Annotated in this window: 18 protein-coding genes; 2 read left to right on the top strand and 16 right to left on the bottom strand. The window is 43.8% G+C overall.

Features of this window, described 5'->3' with window-relative positions; translation table 11 throughout:
- Window positions 1–34 precede the first annotated feature (34 nt).
- Entirely contained in the window at window positions 35–682 is a 648-nt protein-coding gene (locus ACIFSR_RS18375) for a GntR family transcriptional regulator (protein WP_339209429.1), read from the bottom strand.
- A 282-nt stretch (window positions 683–964) separates the two neighbouring features.
- Between ACIFSR_RS18375 and ACIFSR_RS18370 the strand changes: the two genes are divergently transcribed.
- Window positions 965–2152 carry an ROK family protein gene (locus tag ACIFSR_RS18370; RefSeq protein WP_076265903.1) on the top strand — a complete coding sequence of 396 codons (1188 nt, stop codon included), beginning with the start codon at window positions 965–967 and terminating at the stop codon, window positions 2150–2152.
- Window positions 2153–2219: 67 nt separating this feature from the next.
- On the opposite strand, the gene ACIFSR_RS18365 is transcribed toward ACIFSR_RS18370, so the two are convergent.
- The 12 genes from ACIFSR_RS18365 to ACIFSR_RS18310 all read right to left on the bottom strand — a co-directional run bounded on the left by ACIFSR_RS18365 (window position 2220) and on the right by ACIFSR_RS18310 (window position 16890).
- The gene (locus ACIFSR_RS18365) at window positions 2220–2903 is read right to left on the bottom strand and encodes a YjjG family noncanonical pyrimidine nucleotidase (RefSeq protein ID WP_430059016.1); all 684 of its coding nucleotides are present in this window, start codon (window positions 2901–2903) and stop codon (window positions 2220–2222) included.
- Between the two features lie 101 nt (window positions 2904–3004).
- Window positions 3005–3358: a zinc ribbon domain-containing protein gene (locus tag ACIFSR_RS18360; protein WP_339209433.1), complete on the bottom strand. Its 354-nt coding sequence runs from the start codon at window positions 3356–3358 to the stop codon at window positions 3005–3007.
- Between the two features lie 335 nt (window positions 3359–3693).
- Window positions 3694–4764, bottom strand: coding sequence for an acyltransferase family protein (locus ACIFSR_RS18355; RefSeq protein WP_339209434.1), 1071 nt, complete (start codon window positions 4762–4764; stop codon window positions 3694–3696).
- Window positions 4709–5560 carry a D-alanyl-D-alanine carboxypeptidase family protein gene (locus ACIFSR_RS18350; protein WP_430059012.1) on the bottom strand — a complete coding sequence of 284 codons (852 nt, stop codon included), beginning with the start codon at window positions 5558–5560 and terminating at the stop codon, window positions 4709–4711. The genes ACIFSR_RS18355 and ACIFSR_RS18350 overlap by 56 nt, the downstream gene beginning before the upstream one ends.
- On the bottom strand, window positions 5512–6684 hold the full coding sequence (gene alr / locus ACIFSR_RS18345; protein WP_430059009.1) for an alanine racemase: 1173 nt from the start codon (window positions 6682–6684) through the stop codon (window positions 5512–5514). The genes ACIFSR_RS18350 and alr overlap by 49 nt, the downstream gene beginning before the upstream one ends.
- 5 nt (window positions 6685–6689) lie before the next feature.
- Window positions 6690–7766 (bottom strand): D-alanine--D-alanine ligase family protein, encoded by a 1077-nt coding sequence (locus tag ACIFSR_RS18340; RefSeq protein ID WP_430059007.1) that lies wholly within the window; start codon window positions 7764–7766, stop codon window positions 6690–6692.
- A 117-nt stretch (window positions 7767–7883) separates the two neighbouring features.
- A complete protein-coding gene (locus ACIFSR_RS18335) occupies window positions 7884–9092 on the bottom strand; it encodes a VWA domain-containing protein (protein ID WP_430059005.1) in 1209 nt (402 codons plus the stop codon).
- 1 nt (window position 9093) lies between these two features.
- Window positions 9094–11421, bottom strand: a complete 2328-nt coding sequence (locus tag ACIFSR_RS18330) for a DUF5682 family protein (protein WP_430059003.1) — start codon at window positions 11419–11421, stop codon at window positions 9094–9096.
- A complete protein-coding gene (locus ACIFSR_RS18325) occupies window positions 11418–12509 on the bottom strand; it encodes an AAA family ATPase (protein ID WP_430059001.1) in 1092 nt (363 codons plus the stop codon). Before ACIFSR_RS18325 ends, ACIFSR_RS18330 begins: the two co-directional genes overlap by 4 nt.
- Window positions 12485–14293, bottom strand: coding sequence for a HEAT repeat domain-containing protein (locus ACIFSR_RS18320; protein ID WP_430058998.1), 1809 nt, complete (start codon window positions 14291–14293; stop codon window positions 12485–12487). Before ACIFSR_RS18320 ends, ACIFSR_RS18325 begins: the two co-directional genes overlap by 25 nt.
- 21 nt (window positions 14294–14314) lie before the next feature.
- Window positions 14315–15754, bottom strand: coding sequence for an SWIM zinc finger family protein (locus ACIFSR_RS18315; RefSeq protein WP_430058994.1), 1440 nt, complete (start codon window positions 15752–15754; stop codon window positions 14315–14317).
- A 131-nt stretch (window positions 15755–15885) separates the two neighbouring features.
- Window positions 15886–16890, bottom strand: coding sequence for an aldo/keto reductase (locus ACIFSR_RS18310; RefSeq protein WP_430058991.1), 1005 nt, complete (start codon window positions 16888–16890; stop codon window positions 15886–15888).
- Between the two features lie 184 nt (window positions 16891–17074).
- On the opposite strand from ACIFSR_RS18310, the gene ACIFSR_RS18305 reads away from it, so the two are divergent.
- The gene (locus ACIFSR_RS18305) at window positions 17075–17875 is read left to right on the top strand and encodes an AraC family transcriptional regulator (protein ID WP_339202587.1); all 801 of its coding nucleotides are present in this window, start codon (window positions 17075–17077) and stop codon (window positions 17873–17875) included.
- Between the two features lie 52 nt (window positions 17876–17927).
- Here the strand turns inward: ACIFSR_RS18305 and ACIFSR_RS18300 are convergent, their stop codons facing one another.
- The 3 genes from ACIFSR_RS18300 to ACIFSR_RS18290 all read right to left on the bottom strand — a co-directional run bounded on the left by ACIFSR_RS18300 (window position 17928) and on the right by ACIFSR_RS18290 (window position 20192).
- Window positions 17928–18356 carry a GNAT family N-acetyltransferase gene (locus ACIFSR_RS18300; RefSeq protein WP_339202589.1) on the bottom strand — a complete coding sequence of 143 codons (429 nt, stop codon included), beginning with the start codon at window positions 18354–18356 and terminating at the stop codon, window positions 17928–17930.
- An 83-nt stretch (window positions 18357–18439) separates the two neighbouring features.
- The gene (locus ACIFSR_RS18295; protein ID WP_339202591.1) at window positions 18440–19516 is read right to left on the bottom strand and encodes a HAMP domain-containing sensor histidine kinase; all 1077 of its coding nucleotides are present in this window, start codon (window positions 19514–19516) and stop codon (window positions 18440–18442) included.
- Window positions 19506–20192 (bottom strand): response regulator, encoded by a 687-nt coding sequence (locus ACIFSR_RS18290; protein WP_430059347.1) that lies wholly within the window; start codon window positions 20190–20192, stop codon window positions 19506–19508. Before ACIFSR_RS18290 ends, ACIFSR_RS18295 begins: the two co-directional genes overlap by 11 nt.
- Window positions 20193–20238: the final 46 nt, after the last annotated feature.

Here is a 20238-nt window from a genome sequence, read left to right as displayed (position 1 = left end):
CCTCTTGTAAGGTCGACTTGTGAAATGAATGACTTTAATTGAGATGAATCATTTTGTAAGAGTGCATATGCAAAGTAAAGGCTTCTTCTGCTAGTGCAGCGTCGCCAGTGCGCAGAACGTCTACGAGCCGAAGATGCCAATCCGCCAGCTCTTCTGTGGAGTAATGACGATTGGAAATAGCCATGAACCGCATCACTTTGATTCGCATCCGATTCCAAAGATCGAGAATCATATGGTTATCGCAGCGCCTATAGAAAAAACCATGAAACTCCATATCAAGCTCTAATATGTTCAAAATATCGTTTTGCTCATGAGCAACATCCATTTGACGAATCAGATCTTCTAAATAGTTGAAATCATTTTCGTTTAGCTGCTTCATCGATTGCCGTACCGCAAAACCTTCTATGATCTCTCTCAGCTCGAAAATATCTTTTATTTCCTTGTCGGTAATGTATGAAACAATTGAGCCTTTGTTGGGGATGCTCGTACTAAATCCTGCTGATTTCAGTCGTTCCAGCGCTTCACGAACCGGTGCTTGGCTGATGTTGAATTTCTTTGCAATCTCAAGAACTAGCAGCCTAGCTCCCGGCTGCAGCTCACCTGCTAGAATTTCCTTCTTTAATGCTGTGTAAACCTGATCGCTAATGGAGCTAACCGAAGGAATTGACATGTTCTCAAACATAACATTCACTTCTCCGTTTCCGATTATCGATTATCGATAATCTGCTTTGTAACAAGATTATAGAACTTATTCCCAGCTATGACAACCGATTATTTTGTCGAAAACTGACAAATATACTGCGGCTTGGTTGTGAATAAGCATCTGATCAAAACGAATGGTACATAAGATTAGAATGACTTATAAAATATTTTAAGACTTTATCTAGTCATGCAAATTCCTAGAGCATATAATAGAGATTGATTAATATCCGATATAATTACTTGGACAAATGGAGATTCAAATATGAATGTAAAAGTACCTACAATTAAAAAACAAGTCTTTGATCTCATCATTCGCGATGGACTCGTTTCCAAAGCTGCTTTAATGGCGCGATTAACGATAACATCCACCAGCTTGTCGAGATTGCTGGAGGAACTGCTAACGGATGGTCTAATTCTTGCTTCAGAGCTGGGACGATCTACAGGCGGGCGAAAACCTATATTGTATCGCGTCAATCCAGATCATCGTGCAGTGTTTGGGCTAGAAATATCCCGCTTCTCCTCCTCTATCGGTTTATATGATTTGAATTTAAAACCGCTCGCGTTTGAACGATGGAAGATGGATGAAAGAATGACGCCAGAAACGCTTGTAGGCAAAATCACTCAAATTGCTGAGCGTATGATGAGTGACTTTCACATTGATCGCAACAAAGTGATTGGAATTGGGATTGGCGCCGTTGGCCCTTTGAGCCGTGAAGATGGCGTTATGCTAAAACCCCGTTATTTTCCTGCACGAGGCTGGATTGATGTTCCCATCTGTGACTGGTTGGAACAGCGGCTTGGCATGCCTGCCCTGCTCGATAATGGAGCGAACACAGCTATTATTGGCGAGCATTGGGCGCTGCGCAATGAAGAGGTTGAACACATGCTTTATGTTCATGCGGGAGTTGGTCTGCGTACCTCTATGATGTCGGGTGGACAAATCGTTAGAGGCGCAGTAGATATGGAAGGCTCGTTTGGTCAAATGATCATTCAGACTGATGGTCCAAGGCTTGGCGACGAAGGAAATTATGGCGCGCTTGAGGCGCTTGTTTCGATTCCCGCGTTGGAGAAAAAAATACGCTCTCAACTGAAGCTTGGTCGTTCAAGCACGTTAATGGGAATTCCGCCAGAGGAAGTTCAATTTGATGCTTTGCGGAAAGCATATTTGCAAAAAGATGCATTCATTACGGAGCAATTTCTACAAACGGCTACTTATCTCGGCATTGGTATCGCCAATCTCATTAATATTTTGCATCCCGAGGCTGTCATTTTAGGTGGCCCGCTCGTCAATGTCGATAAAACGATTTATGAAACGGTCATTCAAGTTGCGCGGAGCAACATTTATTATTCACCGCAATATGAACCGAAATTTTCGCAAGGACAGCTGACTGAGGATGCCGTTACCGCAGGGGCAGCCATTATGCTGCTGCAGGATTGGGAACTTAATTAGAAACAAAAAACGATGCTGGCTGTCGCCTGCATCGTTCTTGTTTCTAAGCTATGATGATAACAGTTTTTTATAGTAGTTGCAGCAGCTCGTTTAAATGATGAATTTCATACGTTGGAATAATGCTTGTACGATTTGGCTTTCGCTTCGGATTGTACCAGCATGTATCGATGCCATAATTGAGGCCGCCCTGGATATCAGATGTTAATGAATCACCGACCATAAGCACATTAGACTTATTGATCAGATTCAGTTTCTTGAATGCAAAATCAAAAATTCCCGTTTGCGGCTTCGAAAAACCAGTGTCCTCAGAAACGATAATATGCTCGAACGAATGAGCTAAAGCAGACCTGCCAATTCGATTATGCTGTGTCTGTTTAATCCCATTTGTGATGATTGCAATGCGATGCCCATTATGAAGAACCTGTTGAATAAGAACATCCGAGCCCTCGATTAAGAAAGAGCCCTCTCCCAAGTAATGAACGTAGCGCGCGCTAAAATGCACAGCATCAAGCTCGACTTTAACTTCTGCAAACAGTTTTCTAAATCGCTCATGCCGCAAAAAATCAAGAGTAATCTCACCCTTTTCAAAATCATTCCACAGCTGCTGATTAACTGAGAGATAGAGTTCAATATGTGATTGTAGAAGGTCAATTTGAAACTCCAAGAAAACACTTTTAAGGGCGTGCGCCTCTGCTAAAGAATAATCAAATAAGGTATCGTCAGCATCAAACAAAATAATTTCGTATTTCACTAGAAAATCCTCCTGTTAACCTTTTAAGCATGAATGGATCAAAACGTTCCTTCAAGCTAAATTCTTTGAATGTTTCCATTGAAGCTGAATTTGAAATTGCATCAATTGTGTCGTCTTAATATCGTAGGGTCATATATTTCAACGAAACCGCATTGCATGCAAGAAACAAATAAATAATGTTGATATTGAATGTTTAGAAGCTTGCTTAATCCCGCACCTGTCATAGCCAATTCATTAATATCGCACTCATTATGATTACATTTAGTGCATGTGAATGAATTCGCAATGCTGTTGTTTATATCATACTCATAAAGTTCGAGATCTGATTTTTCAAGCTCATTCTCTTGATCATCAACAAAGGGATCTAAATGCTCGTCAAGAACCTCTTGTTTACATTCCGGACAACAATTATGCTCGAGTATAACGCTGCTGCCGCACCAAGGACATTCAATCATGGCGTTGCTCCTTCCTATCTATTACGTTCTCAAAACGTAAGCTAAAGGGAACGATTCATATTTTCTCAACATGTAAACATATTCGTTGCTGCGCTGTCTTTCCCCTCCTTACATACAAACACGAAAAAAAGACAAAACACCACTTTCGATGTTTTGCCTTCTAACCTTACGAATCTTTGGATCGGTTAGCCATATCGATGATCATTACGATAAGCACGAGTAGTTGAATGAGCAGTTCGTTACTCATTGCAATCCCTCCCAGCTGCAGGTAATGCTCCTTCGCTGCGGCTTCTCCTCTCGTTCATTTGCTTAACGAACATCTCCCATTATCATATCTATGGTCGAAACTTAAATTTTATGACGGATATTCGTACGGCGAGTGCTGCCATAACGATTGATGCAAGACATACAGCGACAAAATGAATGAGGCTATTTGTGATGAATAAAGCTTCCAGCTTCACGAACTCAGCTGCTCCTCGAACGAGAACGATAGCAATAGGATGCAATATATAAATCCATACTCTCCACTCCCTAAATGCTTTTCCAGATCGGCCTCTCCAGGATAACGCCCAGTGGAACAAGAAGTAGGTTGCTGGCCATGCAAATACGTACATACTGTCATGCCGCGGAAATTGTAGAGCTTTCAGAAAGGAAGCTTCGGCTATCATTAGTGCTAACGAAATCAGAAACAAACACGCGTAGTTTATCGGCGTTCTAGCAGGCTGTGGACGTTTTGCTGCCCAGATGCCTAATATGAGGTAAATCGGTGCATAGAATAAACCATTGCGTGTGTAATCAAAAAAATGAAACAGCCATTCATAGAAATGTTTTAGAACAGCTATGTTTTCCGAAATTCCATAATAACTATCACCGAAAAGTCCTATTACATAGAACAAAAAACCAACAACGAGCAGCATGGAAAGCGACATTTTCTGATGCAAATAATACGTAAGAACAAGTCCAATGATTAGCGCAGGCAGATACCATAGATGATAAAACGTACCGTCAAAAACAATGTCCCTTATAAAGGAACCAAAGGTAAAATGAGTAGAAAAATCACCTTTGTACATATTCAAAGGAATGTACAACAAGACAGCAATCAAATATAAGATTCCGATTTTCTTTAAATAAATGAACAGCGCTTTTTGATCTTTAACTTTATCTCCTGTCAGCTTTCGGAAGAAAAAGAAGCCCGTTGACATAAAAAATATAGGCACCGCTAATCGCGAGATGATTCCGCTGAATAGAAAGTCAAAATATTCGTTATACGAGAGCAATGGACTGGTGTGATTGGCAATAACGAATAGGGCCGCTATAAATTTAAGCCAGTCGAGCCCGCTATAATTGGGTTTAGAGACCATGTGATCTTTGCCCTTTTCCAGTAAAAGCCGTAACGATAAAACCATCCCTATTATTTCCTGATATTCGATATAGATCACCATTTAGGATAGGAACAGTCGTGGAAGGTCCATCCTCTGCCGGCACATAATAAATTTGCACGAGCATGCTATCTGTTTCTACGGTGAGATAATTCCCGCCATAAGTAAATTTTCTTACAAAATCGATGTACTCCTCCAAGCAAAAATCATGCTGCTCCATAATTTCGGCATGAGGATAACCGACATAACGAAAATGCCATGGCTCACAAGAGATGTTTGTTATAGCCTCTTTTCCTGCTTTGTACCGCTGAATAAAGCCATTTTTTGCAGCAAGCTGCTTGAATGCCATATAGATGCCGCTATCTGGGAAAGATGGCGCAATAAAGTCGACATGTTCATCTATTTTCCCAACATCGATGGCAAGTCCCGTTTGGTGCTCGCTATGTCCTGGCAAAGCCACATAACAAGCGGTATACTCGTCACCATTTTCCACTAGAGAGGTTTCATAGATTTTCTCCTGCTCCTCTCTCGAGCGATAAGCGCTAACTGCAATAATATCATTCATGGCTTGAGATTCATTTAGAAGTATATTGAAATGCTGCAAGCATGTTTTCTCTAGTAACAAACCTTCCTCCAGCAATTTTATGTCAGGATTAGTATGAAGCGGGATCAGCTTGTCCAATGAAATGAACTGTTTTATTGGGTTGGCTTGATTAACCAATACCAGATGTCCTTCATACATTTCTGCACGACTAACTTGAACAGCTGTATGCTTTACATAACCGCTTTCTTGAATGGTTTCAGTTTGGTTCGGTTGCCCCATTTCGTCCAAGCCTCCTCTACGTCCTTGTATTTCCTTGTTACTCTAGCTGATAGCGATGTTGATATTTCCTGTGCTACGCTACCAATATGGGCGGCTAGCTCTGCAAATGTGATCTCTTCTGCTCCCTGACGTCCGATTAAAGTCACCTGTGTTCCTTCCGCATAAGGTCCTGGCAGCTTGACCATGAGCTGATCCATACATATTTTGCCGACGACTTTTGCCCGTTGTCCGTTGACCAGCACCTCAGAATTTTGCATGTTTTGTGACCAACCGTCTGCATATCCAATCGGAACTGTGCCAATCCATTGCTCTTCTTCTGCCTGATAGGAATTGTCGTATCCTAGGTACTCATCTTTGCGCAGCTTCTTTACTTGTATGAGCTTGCTGTGCAAGCTCAAAACAGGCTTGAGCTTCACAGATTGCACAAGCTTTTCTGGATAAAAGCCGTACATCGCCGCCCCTATGCGTACCATATCCATTGCAAGATTAGGAAATCGGAGTGCTGCTGCACTTCCCGCACAATGATAATGACGAATATGGAGACCGGACTTTTTGCTCCATTCCATCATCTCCATAAAGCGGCTTGTTTGCAGCTCAAGAAATGTCGTATCTGCTTTGCCTGCGGTCGCAAAATGAGTGTAAAATCCATCCACTTCGATATCTGGCGCTTTTAGCCATGGCACAAGCTTGTCCCACTCTTCTATTGATTGAATACCAATTCTCCCGAGCCCCGTATCCACTTTCACATGGATAAGAAGCTTCTTGGCAGATGCAGTTGGTTTGTATTTTCTCATTTCCTTAAACCATGTGGCATTTGTAACGGTTAACATCAAATCATTCTCGATGGCTAAGTGTACATATTCAGCGTCTATTGGTGTCAAAATAAGGATAGGCAGCTTCATGCCATAGGATCTAAGGCGGAGCGCTTCTTCTAAATAAGCAACAGCCAGAACATCAGCGCCTGCTTGTTCAGCCATATGCGCAGATTCAAGATCACCATGTCCGTAGCCATTTGCTTTCACAACAGCCATCAGCTTGACATGGTTTGGCAGCGTTTCGCGAATCTGTATAAGATTGTCTTGAATATGATTCAAATGAATGTCAGCCCAAGTATCTCTAAGCATATCGATCACCTCGTGTACTGAATCGATTGTTTTTCAGCATGACGCATGATAGCATAATCAATTAATTTCTCGACAAGCTCCGAATATCTAGTTCCATCCGTCCGCTCCCACATGACCGGATACATGCTGTAATTCGTAAAGCCAGGCAGTGCATTGATTTCATTCAAATACAACTGTCCCTTGCCATCTAAGAAAAAGTCTACCCGTGCAAGACCCGAGCAGTTATGAGTATGGTAAGCTTTGATGGCTAGCTGCCTAATTTGCGACGTGATTTCTTCGGATAGATGCGCTGGAATCGACATCTTTAGCTGCTTATCCATGTATTTGGACTCGAAATCAAAGAAGACATGGTCATGGATGAATTCGCCTGGCAGTGATGCAAGCGGCTTCTCATTACCCATAACAGCCACTTGAATTTCTCTGCCTATCACTTCACGCTCAAGCACAATTTTGTTGTCATACTTAAATGCTTCGGTAATGCCGGCAACCAGCTCTTGTTTGTCGTGGCATCTGCTGATGCCGATGCTTGATCCCAGTGAGGCAGGCTTAACATAACAAGGATAACCAATGGTATCTTCTGCCTTTTGAAGTACCTTTGAATGATCTTCCAGCCATTGATCATAACGATATACACGGTAGTCGACCTGATGAATGCCAGCTTGCGCTAATAGCTGCTTTGAGATGGCTTTGTCCAGTGTAAGTGCAGAGGACAATACGCCATTCCCAACATAAGGAACATTAAGCAATTCCAACATCCCTTGTACGGTTCCATCCTCTCCATATGAGCCATGCAGCAGCGGCAAGACAACTTTTTTTCCTGGCAATGCGAATTGACTCATTAAAACCTGTCCGATGGACTCGGCTTCACTCCTATGCTTGGGCAAAGCTATAAGATCGTTTAATTGAAGTCCTTCTTGATTTAACTTGTCAGGCGAACACCATAGTCCTTCTCGCGTAATGTAAATGGGGAATACTTCAAATTTAGAATTATCTATGGATTGAATAACGGTGTATGCTGTTTTTAATGAAACCTCATGCTCGACGGATTTGCCGCCGTATAGGACATAGAGTTTTGTTTGCATAAAAAAAACCTCCCAAAATCGACTTGTTATCTATTACTAAAGATAACAATCAATCGTTAAGAGGCTTGTAAGTAAAGTTTAATTAAAGCTTAAGATTCCATAAATTGTTTATAAGGTTTATTTGCCCGCTGGATCAATTGCGCTAGCAAGCTCCTGTAAATCTCTCCCTTGCAATGCACCTGCAATCAACTCTGGAAGCCGGTCCGGCGTACAGCCGAAGCATGGAATGCCAAATGTGGAGAGCTTCTTTGCAAGCGCAGCGTCATAAGAAGGAACTCCGCTATCCGACAAGGCTAACAAGCAAATTACGCTAACGCCGGATTGCCGCATATTTTCCATCCTTCTGATAAGTGATGCTTGGTTGCCGCCTTCATAGAGATCTGAAATGAGAATAAACAATGTCTTCTTTGGGTCACTAATAAACTGCTCGCAATATTGAACCGATTTGTTAATGTCTGTGCCGCCGCCGAGCTGAATGCCAAACAACATATCGACTGGATCATTGGCGCATTGCTCACTTAAATCAGCAACCTCAGTATCGAAAGCGACAACATGTGTATCCAAGGCAGGCAAGCTCGCAAAAATAGAACCAATAATAGAAGCATAAATGACCGAATCCGCCATGGAACCACTCTGATCGATATCGAGAATAACGGTCCATTCCTTACTGCGCCGAGCGCGTTCAAAAAAATAAAAACGTTCTGGAATAAGCTTTTGGCTATCCAAATCATAATGCTTTAAATTTCTGCGGATTGTCGTTTTCCAATCCAGCCCTGTCATCGAAGGCAGCGGTGAATGCTTTCTTCGGTTCAAAGCGCCTGTAACGGCTCGCCGAATTTCATGCTCCAAGCGAGCTAAAATTTCATCGACGACCTCGCGAACGAGTAATCTTGCTGTTTCTTTTGTTTTCTCAGGGATACGGCCTTTTAACGCAATGAGTGTCGCAACCATCCTAATATCAGGCTTCACCTGACTTAGCGTCTCCGGCTCGAACAACAGCTGTGTCAAGCCCTTCCGCTCGATGGCATCCGCTTGAATGACCGATACAATATCAGATGGAAAGAAACTGCGAACATCACCTAGCCATTTGGTTAATTTGGGCGATGATGCGCCAAGACTAGCTGAACGACCACCGCTTTTTTGGGGTTTGTCCGTCATAATCTCAGTTGTTTCATCATAAATGGCTGCAAGAGCTTGATCCATCAAGCTCAGCTCACTATCGAGCAATTCCTGACCATTCGCCATGTCAGATAGCTTGTCGTTTGCAGAATGTCCCAAAATGAGGCGCCAACGCTTTAATTGTTCGAAATGCTCATTATCGCTCATGTTATAAGTCTCCAAAGTCGAACTCATTGAGCTCATCTATTTTTTGTTGCTCCTCACTGCTCAGTGGCCGCTGCAATACATCGGCCGCCTCTATGGATCCAAATCCCCATACATCACCTAATAATTGCGCAATCGCGTTTTTTTCTCTAGCTTCGAAGGATGAAAAAGCTCTTCTAAGAAAAACAAGCGATCGTCTGAACTGCTCATCATCAAGCGATCTTGTATAAAGGTCGAGCTGTTCCCATAACTGCCTCCGAGACAGCAGCACGTAACGATTGCGGAGTGACATGCCTTCAAACCAGCCAGCTCCAATATCAGCAGGTATCCCCGGGGATAATCGTCTCGACACCTCTCGTGCTAACCGTTCATGATCGATTAGGTTTCGCTCAAGCAGCAAAGCGAATGCTAGACCTGACAGTTTAGCATTCCGATCATCGCGATAAGCAAGCTCCTCTAGTTGCTGTACCCATCGCTCGTCATCCACCACCTCAAAGTGCTGCTGTGATACAGTATGCATATCGATGATCGCTGAAGCCATATTTGCCGCGGCATCGTCACTGCAAATCGACGAATCAACAAGGAGCAGCGTACCTCTTAAGAAAAGCTGTTGAAGAAGAGGTACTAACACATCCGTATTCATTTTTCGAACATCGCCAAATTGTACGAGAATAGATAATTCACGAAGTGTCCCTGCGATTTGAGTATAGTCACCAGCTTCAACTGCCAGCTCTTGCAGTGTGCGACGCGCATCTTCCATAGATGCGGGCAGCCCGCATTGCCATGCTGCCTTAACGAGCGCCGCAGCGTTTAATATGTTAGTGCTCTGCGCTAAAGACTCCTTAATGGAGAAAGCAGCTGCGAGTTCGATCGTCTCCCCTTTCATGATGGACTCAACGATCTCAATCTCGGCTTCTGGCGTCCAGCAGAGCACCCAGTGTTCTGCCCATGTTGCGCCGTCCTGCTTGACTGCGCGTTTCTTAGCAAAGCTAATCGATAGGAGCTGAAGACGCTCAAGAAAAAAAGATCTTCTTAAATCAAGAAAAGCAGCATCCTCGGATTTCACTCTTCTGTTCTCTCGTAGATCCAGCTCAAGGTCAGTTGCTACCGTCGTTTTATATTTATCCAGCTTTAACGATTTCAAGTTTCGATTAAGATCCTCTTGAATAGGAGTTTGGCTGATTCCGTCGGGCAAAGCACCAATAGCAGTACCAATATTCGTTCTTGCAAGCGCATCTGCTACAATCGAAAGCTCGCCATATCCAAGACAAGTAATGGCGGCATCTTGAAGATCACGCAGCGTCGGCAATCTTCCTCCGTGCAGGGATGCCAGTGATTCAGCTAGTCTTACTGCTTCGATAACGGAAGCTGCGGAACGGAAATTCCCGCTCTGCCGCATATAACCTGCAATCGTTGCTAGATAAGCGGAAGACAACTTTCCAAGGTCACCACTGACTAAACATTGCCAAGCAAGCTCAAAATAGGACGGTGCCACGTTACCCGCTCCATAGCCTGAATGACTGGATAACTTATAATACGAATAGGGCATAAGCGTCAGCTTGGTCTGAATCTTAGGCAATGCTGCTGCTTCTTGCTCAGTCATGCCATCCAATTCCGCTTCGAGTGCTGAAACATGATACGCTCCGGTAACAACTACAATTCGCTCTGCTGGAATGCCTCCTTCTATCGCCTCAGCAATTCGTGCACGCATGTAAGCTTCGCGAATTTCATTATGAGCGGCCTCTAGCGGTGTATATATCCGTTCATCCGTCTCAGATAGCTGCCTCATCTCACTTGAAAAGGCATGAATAGCATGGCGGTAGGTATTAGGCTCGCTGCTATGTTCAAACGAACGTTCCCAATAGGTTTCGTAATCGGATTCTCCCGCTGATATAGCCACTTGCTCATAACGATCATTGATTTGTTCACGATGCGAGCGGGCACCTTCGGCATAATCTTCTTTTTCACTAGCAGCACTTAATTTCAAGTGAAGGCTAACCGATACATCAGACGGCAAATCGATGAATCTGGCTTCAACGCCATTTCTAGCTGCCCATACGAATGCTTGATACTCAGGGGAATACTCCGCTAACGGAAAAACAAGCGTACGGATTGGCAATTGATCGGTATATGCTAATATGGCAATGGGCGGCTTTACACCCTTTAATGTGATTTGACTAATGAGCTCCGTTGCATCCGATGGCCCTTCTACTAGTACCAGCAGCGGCTTAACTTCTTGAAGAAAAGTTTGCAGATGAAATGCCCCGGTCGGTGAGAGATGCCGTACGCCGAACAAATGAACGCCGTAATTGGATACGGCAGCCGTACTCACGAACTCAGCTCACGGCAAGCACGATATAGCCCTCGCCACTCGGCTCCCCGTTTTTTCATCACATTTTCCAAATATTCCTTCCACACCGCATCATCTTTTGCTTCATCCTTAACGACAGCTCCAAGCAGACCGGCAGCAAGGTCCTCCTCAGCAACCTGCCCATCCCCAAAGCTGCTTGCCAGCGCCATACTATTAATAAGCAAGGATATTGCTTCCGCAGTTGAGATTGCACCACTTGGCTGCTTCAGCTTCTCTTTGCCATCTAGTGTCATCCCGCTGCGCAGCTCGCGGAAAATGGTCACAACCTTACGTACAGCTTCCTCCTCAGGAACAGCCTCACCGAGCCGATAATTGGAAGCAATCTCGCTTACCCGTTTGCGCACAATGGCTACTTCCGTATCCAAATCTGATGGTGCCGGCAGCACAACGATGTTGAAACGCCGCTTCAAAGCGGCGGACATATCGTTGACACCGCGGTCACGCGTATTTGCGGTTGCAATAATGGAGAAACCTCTTGCAGCTGGAATATCTCTTCCTAGCTCAGGTACAGAAATCGTCTTCTCCGATAAAATGGAAATCAAAGCATCCTGTACCTCTGAAGCGCAGCGTGATATTTCTTCAAACCGTGAAATGCCTCCTGCCTCCATTGCACGATAGATCGGACTTTTGACAAGCGCTTCCTCGGACGGACCATTAGCAAGAAGCATTGCATAATTCCATGAGTATCGTACCTGTTCTTCACTTGTACCAGCGGTTCCTTGAATAACCTTAGATGAATCGCCATGAATGGCCGCCGTTAAATTTTCCGAGAGCCATGACTTTGCTGTTCCCGGCTCACCTATAAGCAATAAGGCACGGTCAGTAAGCAGTGTCGCAATCGCAATTTCAACGAGTCTTGTGTGACCAATGTATTTTGGCGTAATATCTACCTTGCCAGCTCGGCCACCTGTAATAAAAGTTAATACAGCCCGTGGTGACAGCTGCCAGCCTGCCGGTTTCTCCCCAGTGTCATGTTTCTTCAGTGCTTCGAGTTCATGTGCATATAACTGCTCTGCAGGCAACCTTAAGATAGTTTGTTTTTGATCCATGCTAGAAATCCCGCTCCCTCTGGTTTCGATTCAATCTCCGCTGGCTTAGCGGCAATGTGTTCGGCTAACTGCTTTAATTGGTCACGAGAGTACTCGCTTGACATCTTATCCGCGATTAGCTGAAGCCTATCCGCAAATTCCCCCGGAAGCAAAGCAATTAATAGCTGCAAATCTCGGTCCATATAATAAAAAGATTTTTGCGTAGAAAGCTCCAGTGATGACATTAGCATCTCTGGCGTATCAGTATGTCCAAGCCGGAATAACGTGTACAAAATATGAATTGAACGCTGCTTCATCAGTTGTGGCGCTACTTTTGCTTTGTCGACTAAATAGTGGATTGCCCTCTCATTAGGGCGTTCCACTAATCGGCATACAAGCTCTTCCTCATTTAATGTGATAAAGCGATCTGCCCATCTCGCATCCCAGCTCCATTGATTTTGATGCTGCGTAAATGCGGCTTGCACAACCGTATGAGGAGTAAGTTCATATATGGCTTGTATTAGCTCGCGTGCAGCTTTACTCTTTTTCTCTTCTACATAGCCTTCATACCTGTCAAAAACATCTGCAGGGCTTAATACTTGTCGTGCGGCTTTGAACGAATACGCGATCAAATAGGCGCGGCGATTGCGAAGCTCATGAAGAAACACTAATGCCTCATCATTTTTGGAATCTAATAATATTTGAGCTGCTTGACTCATCAATGGTTCCATTTCTTTGAAAGAAAGGAGATCATTATCTAGCATATGCATCAGAAATTCTCTAACGGTTTGAACATCTGCTTTGGATTGAAAGCAAGTGATGACGCTGCTGAACTTTTCTTGGAAGCCCGTATCTTGTTTAGCTGAAACGACATGTTCAGCCAGCTCTAAACCATAAACCAACAATTGCTCGGTTAATGCAGGAAGCTCGCACGCTTGAATGGGAGCTATGGCAATGTCTGTATCTTTTTTCTTTAGTGATTCCATCAGACGGTCAACGACTTGTGTAGAAGCGAAGCGGGACAATGCCATTAAAGCTGCGCTGCGAATCTCTTTTTTTCGGTCATGCGACAGATCGAGCAAATGTTCCTCGAAGCTAGGCAAACCAGCCGTAAGCGATATCGCAGCTATACGTACCGGCAATCCTCCATCCTTCTGCGCTGCCAGCAGAGTTGGCCATAGTTCCTTCTCGTCCTTCGCCAGCTTATAAAGGCATACGAGCATTCTCGCGTCGCCGCTGCCTCCCTGCATATCGAATTCCGAATGCAGAATTGGCAAGGCAGCTGAACCAAGAAGTGGGATGACATGATCTGCGACATATTCAGCAATTTCAGAATAGCTGTCTCTCAATGCGTTGACTGCTGGTGCGAATGTTCTTACATCGTTGAACAGTCCTGCCTCAACCCCTTGTTTAATGGCTTCGAGCCGATTGGGGCCGCGAAGCGTCAGCGAATCAATGAGCGGCTTAAGCTTTCGATAAGGGATCGTCGTGATCGTTTTGTTATTTGCTGCTTCTATTCCAACGGGCAGCAGCTCACCTGGCGCTTCAATAGAGCTTTGTGTATGCAAGACCGCTTGCAGCAATACCGTTAAATCCAGCAGCTTGTCAGCCGCATTCTCTTGCTGAGCCCTCGTAACATTATCGACTTCTTCTGCAATTCGTTTGAAAATGGGTGCCTTTTCACCAAATTGCTGCAGCTGTGGGAGCGATCGTCTCAAACGCGTATCATCTGCCGCCATGCCCGCACCTGCTATGACTAAACGGCGTACGTCTTCATACAAATCTCGCAATAATGGAATACTCATATTTTGCTCCTTCGTCAACCATTAATAGAATAAGCGGATCATTTCTTGTTCGGTAATTAGAGCCAGAGGCTGTGCCAGCAGCCTTCCTTCTGCGAGACGATCCTCGAACATGACAAGTACCGCCACATTTGCAAGCAGCTCTTTATCTAAATTACGGAGTAAAGGCAATGTAGGATGATTCAGCCTTGAGATGGCATCAAGTGGAAGCCTAGCTCCTTGCTCATCAACTAGAACATATCCGCCTTCCGAATTTGCCACCTGAGCAGCATGAAGCAGCATGACCGGGTTGCGGTCTGCTAATGGATTTTTGAGCTGATTTTTCACCGTTTTTACTGCCGCTGAATAGGATCGCTCTGCATATGAATGAATAACAACACGATCACTTGGTATCAATTCACGCATGGTCATCTCTTCCCAGCGAACCCGTTTATTCAAATCGCCTGGATAAGCGAATAACTCCTTCGTTTGGACGACCATAAAGCAGCTATCCTCTTCCTTCATATGTTTGGCTGCACGGAAAGGCCGATAGCTGCGTGTGATAACGATTTCTCCATCTTGAAGCTGCAGCCAATATCCTTCATCCACATGCTCACCGCGTGCTTCGTCGGAATAGGAGCGAAAAGAAAGCTGTACAAGCTCAGCTGCTTCACTGAGAAGTCCATGCTCACGCAGCTCAGCTAACTGCCATGCATGGCCAATTTTTTCTTCAAGTGGGCTTGAGATATCCATTGGGATGCTCGAATCTTCCATTCGCGCCTTCAAATAATCCCGGCTGCGCTTAATTAAAGCATGCATAGCAGCTAGCTGTTCACAAACCTCCGAATAAATCGTCTCCGGATTCTCACTTGAGCCTACTAAAACCAATATCTCTCGAAATGCTGCTTGGAGCCCGGGTATGTAGTGATTGCCAAGCTGTTTTGCTTGCTCCTCATGCATATGAAGAGAGCGTTTATCCAACGAAGCTAAACCGCTTTGCACGATTTGCTGCACAAGCTTGTGAACGAGCTCGACCCCTTCAAGCTGTGAAGCGAGTTTCTTGATAAGAGCGTTTTTGTTAACCTTGCGATTAGTCTCTGTACCTGCTGGAATCGCGGCAGCTTCCTTCTTTTTCTCTTCACGCTTGTCCGCTTTCTCGCGCTTATCTGCAATATCCGCAGGTATCTCTTCCGTTGAAAAAGCCTTTCCTCCAGCATATGCATACAAAAGTCCTAATATATGTTTGCATGGAAATTGACGGCTTGGACAGGAGCAGCGAAATACAGGTTGTTCGGCTTTTACGAAGTCAACGGAGCAGCTATAGGGCTCTTTGCCGCTTCCCTTACATTCCCCAAATAGCAACAACCCGTCTTCCGTACGGCATAACTTCTGAAAGCTGTTTTTGCGTACGAGATCGTTACCGTTTTTGATTGCTCCCGCATTGGGTGCCATTGCATCGATGAAAGCTTCAGTAAGATGGGTCATAGTTTCCCTCACTCGTTTATGTTTGATTTCATTCGTTTATTTCCACAAAACACGTATCATTTCCTGCTTTTGGGTTCATTTACAACGTTTAAAACAAAGAAAAACCCAGGCGCATGCGCCTGGGCTGAGTATTACCATGGAATATCTCCAATATTGTGCATAATAGCGTCGATCTGGGCTAATTCTTCAGTAGACAGCGAAGCACTTTCCAGTGCCTTTACATTCTCTTCAATCTGGCTTACACGGCTGACACCAATTAATGCTGAGGTAACTCCACCTTCACGCAAAGCCCATGTTAATGCCAATTGGGATAAGGTTTGTCCCCTTCTTGCCGCTAGCTGCTCTAGGCTGCGGAATTTTTGAACCCGCTCTGCCGTGATCACTTCTGGTTTCATCGCGCTGGAAGCTGCACTCGATTCCGCTTCGATTTTATCGACATATTTATTCGTCAGCTGTCCTCTTCCAAGCGGGCAATAAGCGATCGAGCCTATGCCATTCTCAGAAAGTACATCCTGCAAACCGTCTTCAATCCAACGGTTCAGCATTGAGTAATTAGGCTGATGAATCAGGCAAGGCGTCCCTAGCTGTTTCAAAATTTTCACAGCAGCGCTTGTCTGCTCTGCACTGTAGTTGGATAAACCAACATACAAAGCTTTACCCTGTCTTACTGCATGATCTAACGCGCCCATTGTTTCCTCAAGCGGAGTTTCTGGATCAGGACGATGGGAATAAAATATATCGACATAATCAAGTCCCATTCTCGTTAAGCTGCGATCCAAGCTGGACAGCAAATTTTTACGTGAGCCCCATTCGCCGTAGGGACCTTCCCACATGTAATAGCCCGCTTTTGTAGAAATTAGAAGCTCATCGCGATAGGGAGCCAAATCCTTCTTATATACAGCTCCGAACGTTTCTTCAGCAGAACCGGCAGGCGGTCCATAGTTGTTTGCTAGGTCAAAATGATTAATGCCGAGATCGAACGCTTTTAACAGCATCGCACGTGAGTTTTCAAGCGGTTGATTGCCGCCGAAATTTTGCCATAGACCAAGGGATATCGCAGGCAGCTTAATTCCACTTTTACCTGCGCGTTTATATAACATATCGGAATAACGTGATGAATCAGCAGCATAAGGCATTTATCATATTCCCCTTTGTTTTTAGAATAATTTCTTTGTTTGAAACATGCTATAATGAATACTTGCTTACGTCATTTCTTTTAAAGTATAGCTTAACGCTGCTGCAATAAGGAATGTCCACATGCAAGTCATATATGTCATAATGTAATATGTTAGAGACCTTCAATCAAGGAAGTGACAATGAATGTGCGAGCATTATGATCTGGTCTATTATTATCACGGGAAGCAGTTCTGCGAAGCTGGCTATAGCTGGGGACCCGGCGTTAAGGATCATTACAAAATTTTATTTATTCATGAAGGCAAAGGCACCTATCAGATTAACGGAAAAACATATGCCTTAAAAAAAGGACAAGGCTTTATGGTATTTCCAAATACGATATGCCATATGAAGGCGGATCTTCAAGATCCGTGGGTCTATTCGTGGATTGCTTTTCAAGGAACATGTGTTGACGGTTTACTTGAACAGGTCCACTTAAGCAAAACGGCCCCTTCTTTCTCGTACGCTCCAGCAAATTGGTTTGAGCCTTGGTTAGAACAGTTTAATGATGCTGGGGAGCTTGAGAAAAACAGCGGTCTTGTCGTGCATAGCCTGCTCTATCGCCTTATTTCGGATTGGATCGATATGTTGACTGCGCCTAATCAAATTGGTTATTTGCCTAAAGCAAAGGATGTTTATGTTCGCAAAGCGATCGATTATATCAAAATGAATTACTACACCAAAGTAAGCATTACTGAGCTGGCCAAGCTCATTGGCATAGACCGCATATACTTATCCGCCTTATTTAAGGAAGTTGTAAATCAATCGCCGCAAACCTACTTATTGCATTATCGAATGGCTAAAGCTTGTGATCTCATGAACAATCAACAGCTTTCGGTATCTGATATTTCCCACTCCGTCGGCTATAGCGACCCTCTTCTCTTCTCGAAAATGTTCAAAAAAGTGAAAGGGATATCTCCCAGTCATTATCGCAAAGAAATTGTCTAATTTCTTCAAAAAAAGAGAGCCTGCAGGAGCAGGCTCTCTTCATTCTTGTTATTTAATGTGATAAATCTTTAACCATCTTAACATGCGGGATGTTCTCTTCCATAAAGATGGTGGATGCTACTTCATAACCTTGCTTCTCATAAAAAGCTGCTGCTTGAACTTGTCCATGCAGCTTCGCTTTCTTAAGCCCCTTTTCACGCGCGATCAACTCAAGCTCGTCCATAATTGCTTTGCCTAGTTTATGCATGCGGTGTGAAGCCAAAACGCAAATCCGCTCTATTTTTGCCATATCATCGACGATCCGCACTCTGCCCGTTCCAACAGGTACATTCTCGTAATAAACAAGAACATGATCAGCGATTGCATCGTATTCATCAAGCTCTACTTCCTCCGCAACACCTTGCTCTTTGACGAAGACTGTTTTTCGAATCAGGTACGCCTCTTCCAATTGCTCATCTGTCGTAATCCGTTTTGTTTCCATCTTTCTCTTTCCTTCCATAAAGAAATCTCTATAAAACTGCGACTATTCAGTCTCTAAGTATTATTATAATGCTAATTTGCTAATTAGCCAAAACTTATCGGCATCTCAATCCAAAAAATATAATAGCCGTTGTCATGAACAACACCGATTTCTCCTCCGTGCATCTCTACTATTTGTTTGGCAATGGTAAGTCCAAGACCTGTACCAGCTGGCATAGAGCTGCGAATATCATGCGACTCCCGCTTAAAAAAACGATCAAACAATTGTGCTTCCTCATGAGGATTAATCGGTGCTCCTTCATTTTCAATGGTTAGCCTAAATATATCGTTCAATGCGGTTGCTTTTACCGTAATCACACTCGGTTTGATCGAATATTTGAGCGCATTGATTAAAAGATTGTCAATTGCTCTGACTATTTTCTGCGTATCACTCTCGACGCAGACCGGTCTTGCACAAAAGCTTTTCACCACAATGATTCCCTGCTCGGCAGCAACAGGCTCAAATTCAATAATAAGCTGCTCTACTAGTTTGTTGATATCTACGGATTGCTTAATGAAATCTTGATCTCCGCCAGTCAGACGTGTATATTCAAACAAATCATCGATCAATTTCTTAAGCTGCTGCGTCTTGTGGAAAGCATTGTCTATAAATCGCTCTTGTTCACTTGGATTTTGAAAAGCATGCGATTTCAATAAGTCCAAATAACCGATAATGCTTGTAAGCGGAGTCCGCAAATCATGCGAAACATGTGTGATAAGCTCCATCTTCGACTGTTCCAGCTTTCGTTCACGCTCTAGCTGCGTTTGCAGCTGCTGTGCCATGTGATTAATATTTTGAGCAACGCTGCCCAATTGATCCTGCCTATTTAGCGGAACACGGTATTCTAGATCTCCGCTGGCTATTTTATTTAAACCATATGTTATTTCTTTGAAATAATTGACAACACCGCGTGTAAATACAAAGAAGATAAAAATAAATATACCGAAAAATAAAGGCAGCGATAAGAAATTATCAAGTATAAACCCAAACTGTGTGCGAGTAAAATGATCCAATCCTACGATAAAGAGCACGGCGAGGGAAAAGCTAAGGACTGGCACCCACAGCATAAGTCCACGTATGCTGCGCAGTCCATTTAACAGAGTGTTAACATTATTTTTCAATCTTATATCCCACTCCCCATACCGTTTTTATATATCTCGGTTCTCTAGGGTTTTCTTCGATTTTCTCTCTAATATTGCGGATATGAACCATGACCGTATTTTCGGAGTAAAAGGCGGATTGATCCTTCCATACGTTCTGATAAATTTTATCGATATTAAAAACTTGCCCCCTGTGCGATGCGAGCAGCAGCAATATTGCAAATTCGATAGGTGTTAGCGCTATTTCTTGGCCTTTTACTGTAACCAAATGCTGATCCTTATTGATGATAAGCGCATCTATCGTAATTTCGTTTGAAGCACTCGCCGCCTGGACCGTCAAAGTTTGCCTTCGCAGTTGTGCTTTGACTCGCGCCAGCAGCTCCAATGGATTAAACGGTTTTGTAACATAATCATCTGCCCCTGTGGATAGGCCTGTAATTTTATCGATATCTTCGCCCTTTGCAGAAAGCATAATAATGGGGACATCGTGTTCCTCTCTAATTTTGAGACAAGCTTTAATCCCATCCCATTTGGGCATCATAACGTCCAGAATAATCAAATGAACGGCTTCGCGGTTGATAACCTCAACTGCATGCTGTCCATCGACAGCTTCCACTACACGATATCCTTCATTCCTTAAATAGATGTGAAGAATGTCACGAATTTCCGGATCATCGTCAACAACCAAAATCGTCATGCTCACTTGTTTACCTCCTTTAATGAAGTTCTGCGATATGCTTATA

It is taken from the genome of Paenibacillus sp. NRS-1760 (genome assembly GCF_050467785.1).
Taxonomy (GTDB): Bacteria; Bacillota; Bacilli; order Paenibacillales; family Paenibacillaceae; genus Pristimantibacillus.
Note: the sequence above shows the minus strand (reverse complement) of the source record. Positions and strands in the feature narration are given on the sequence as shown.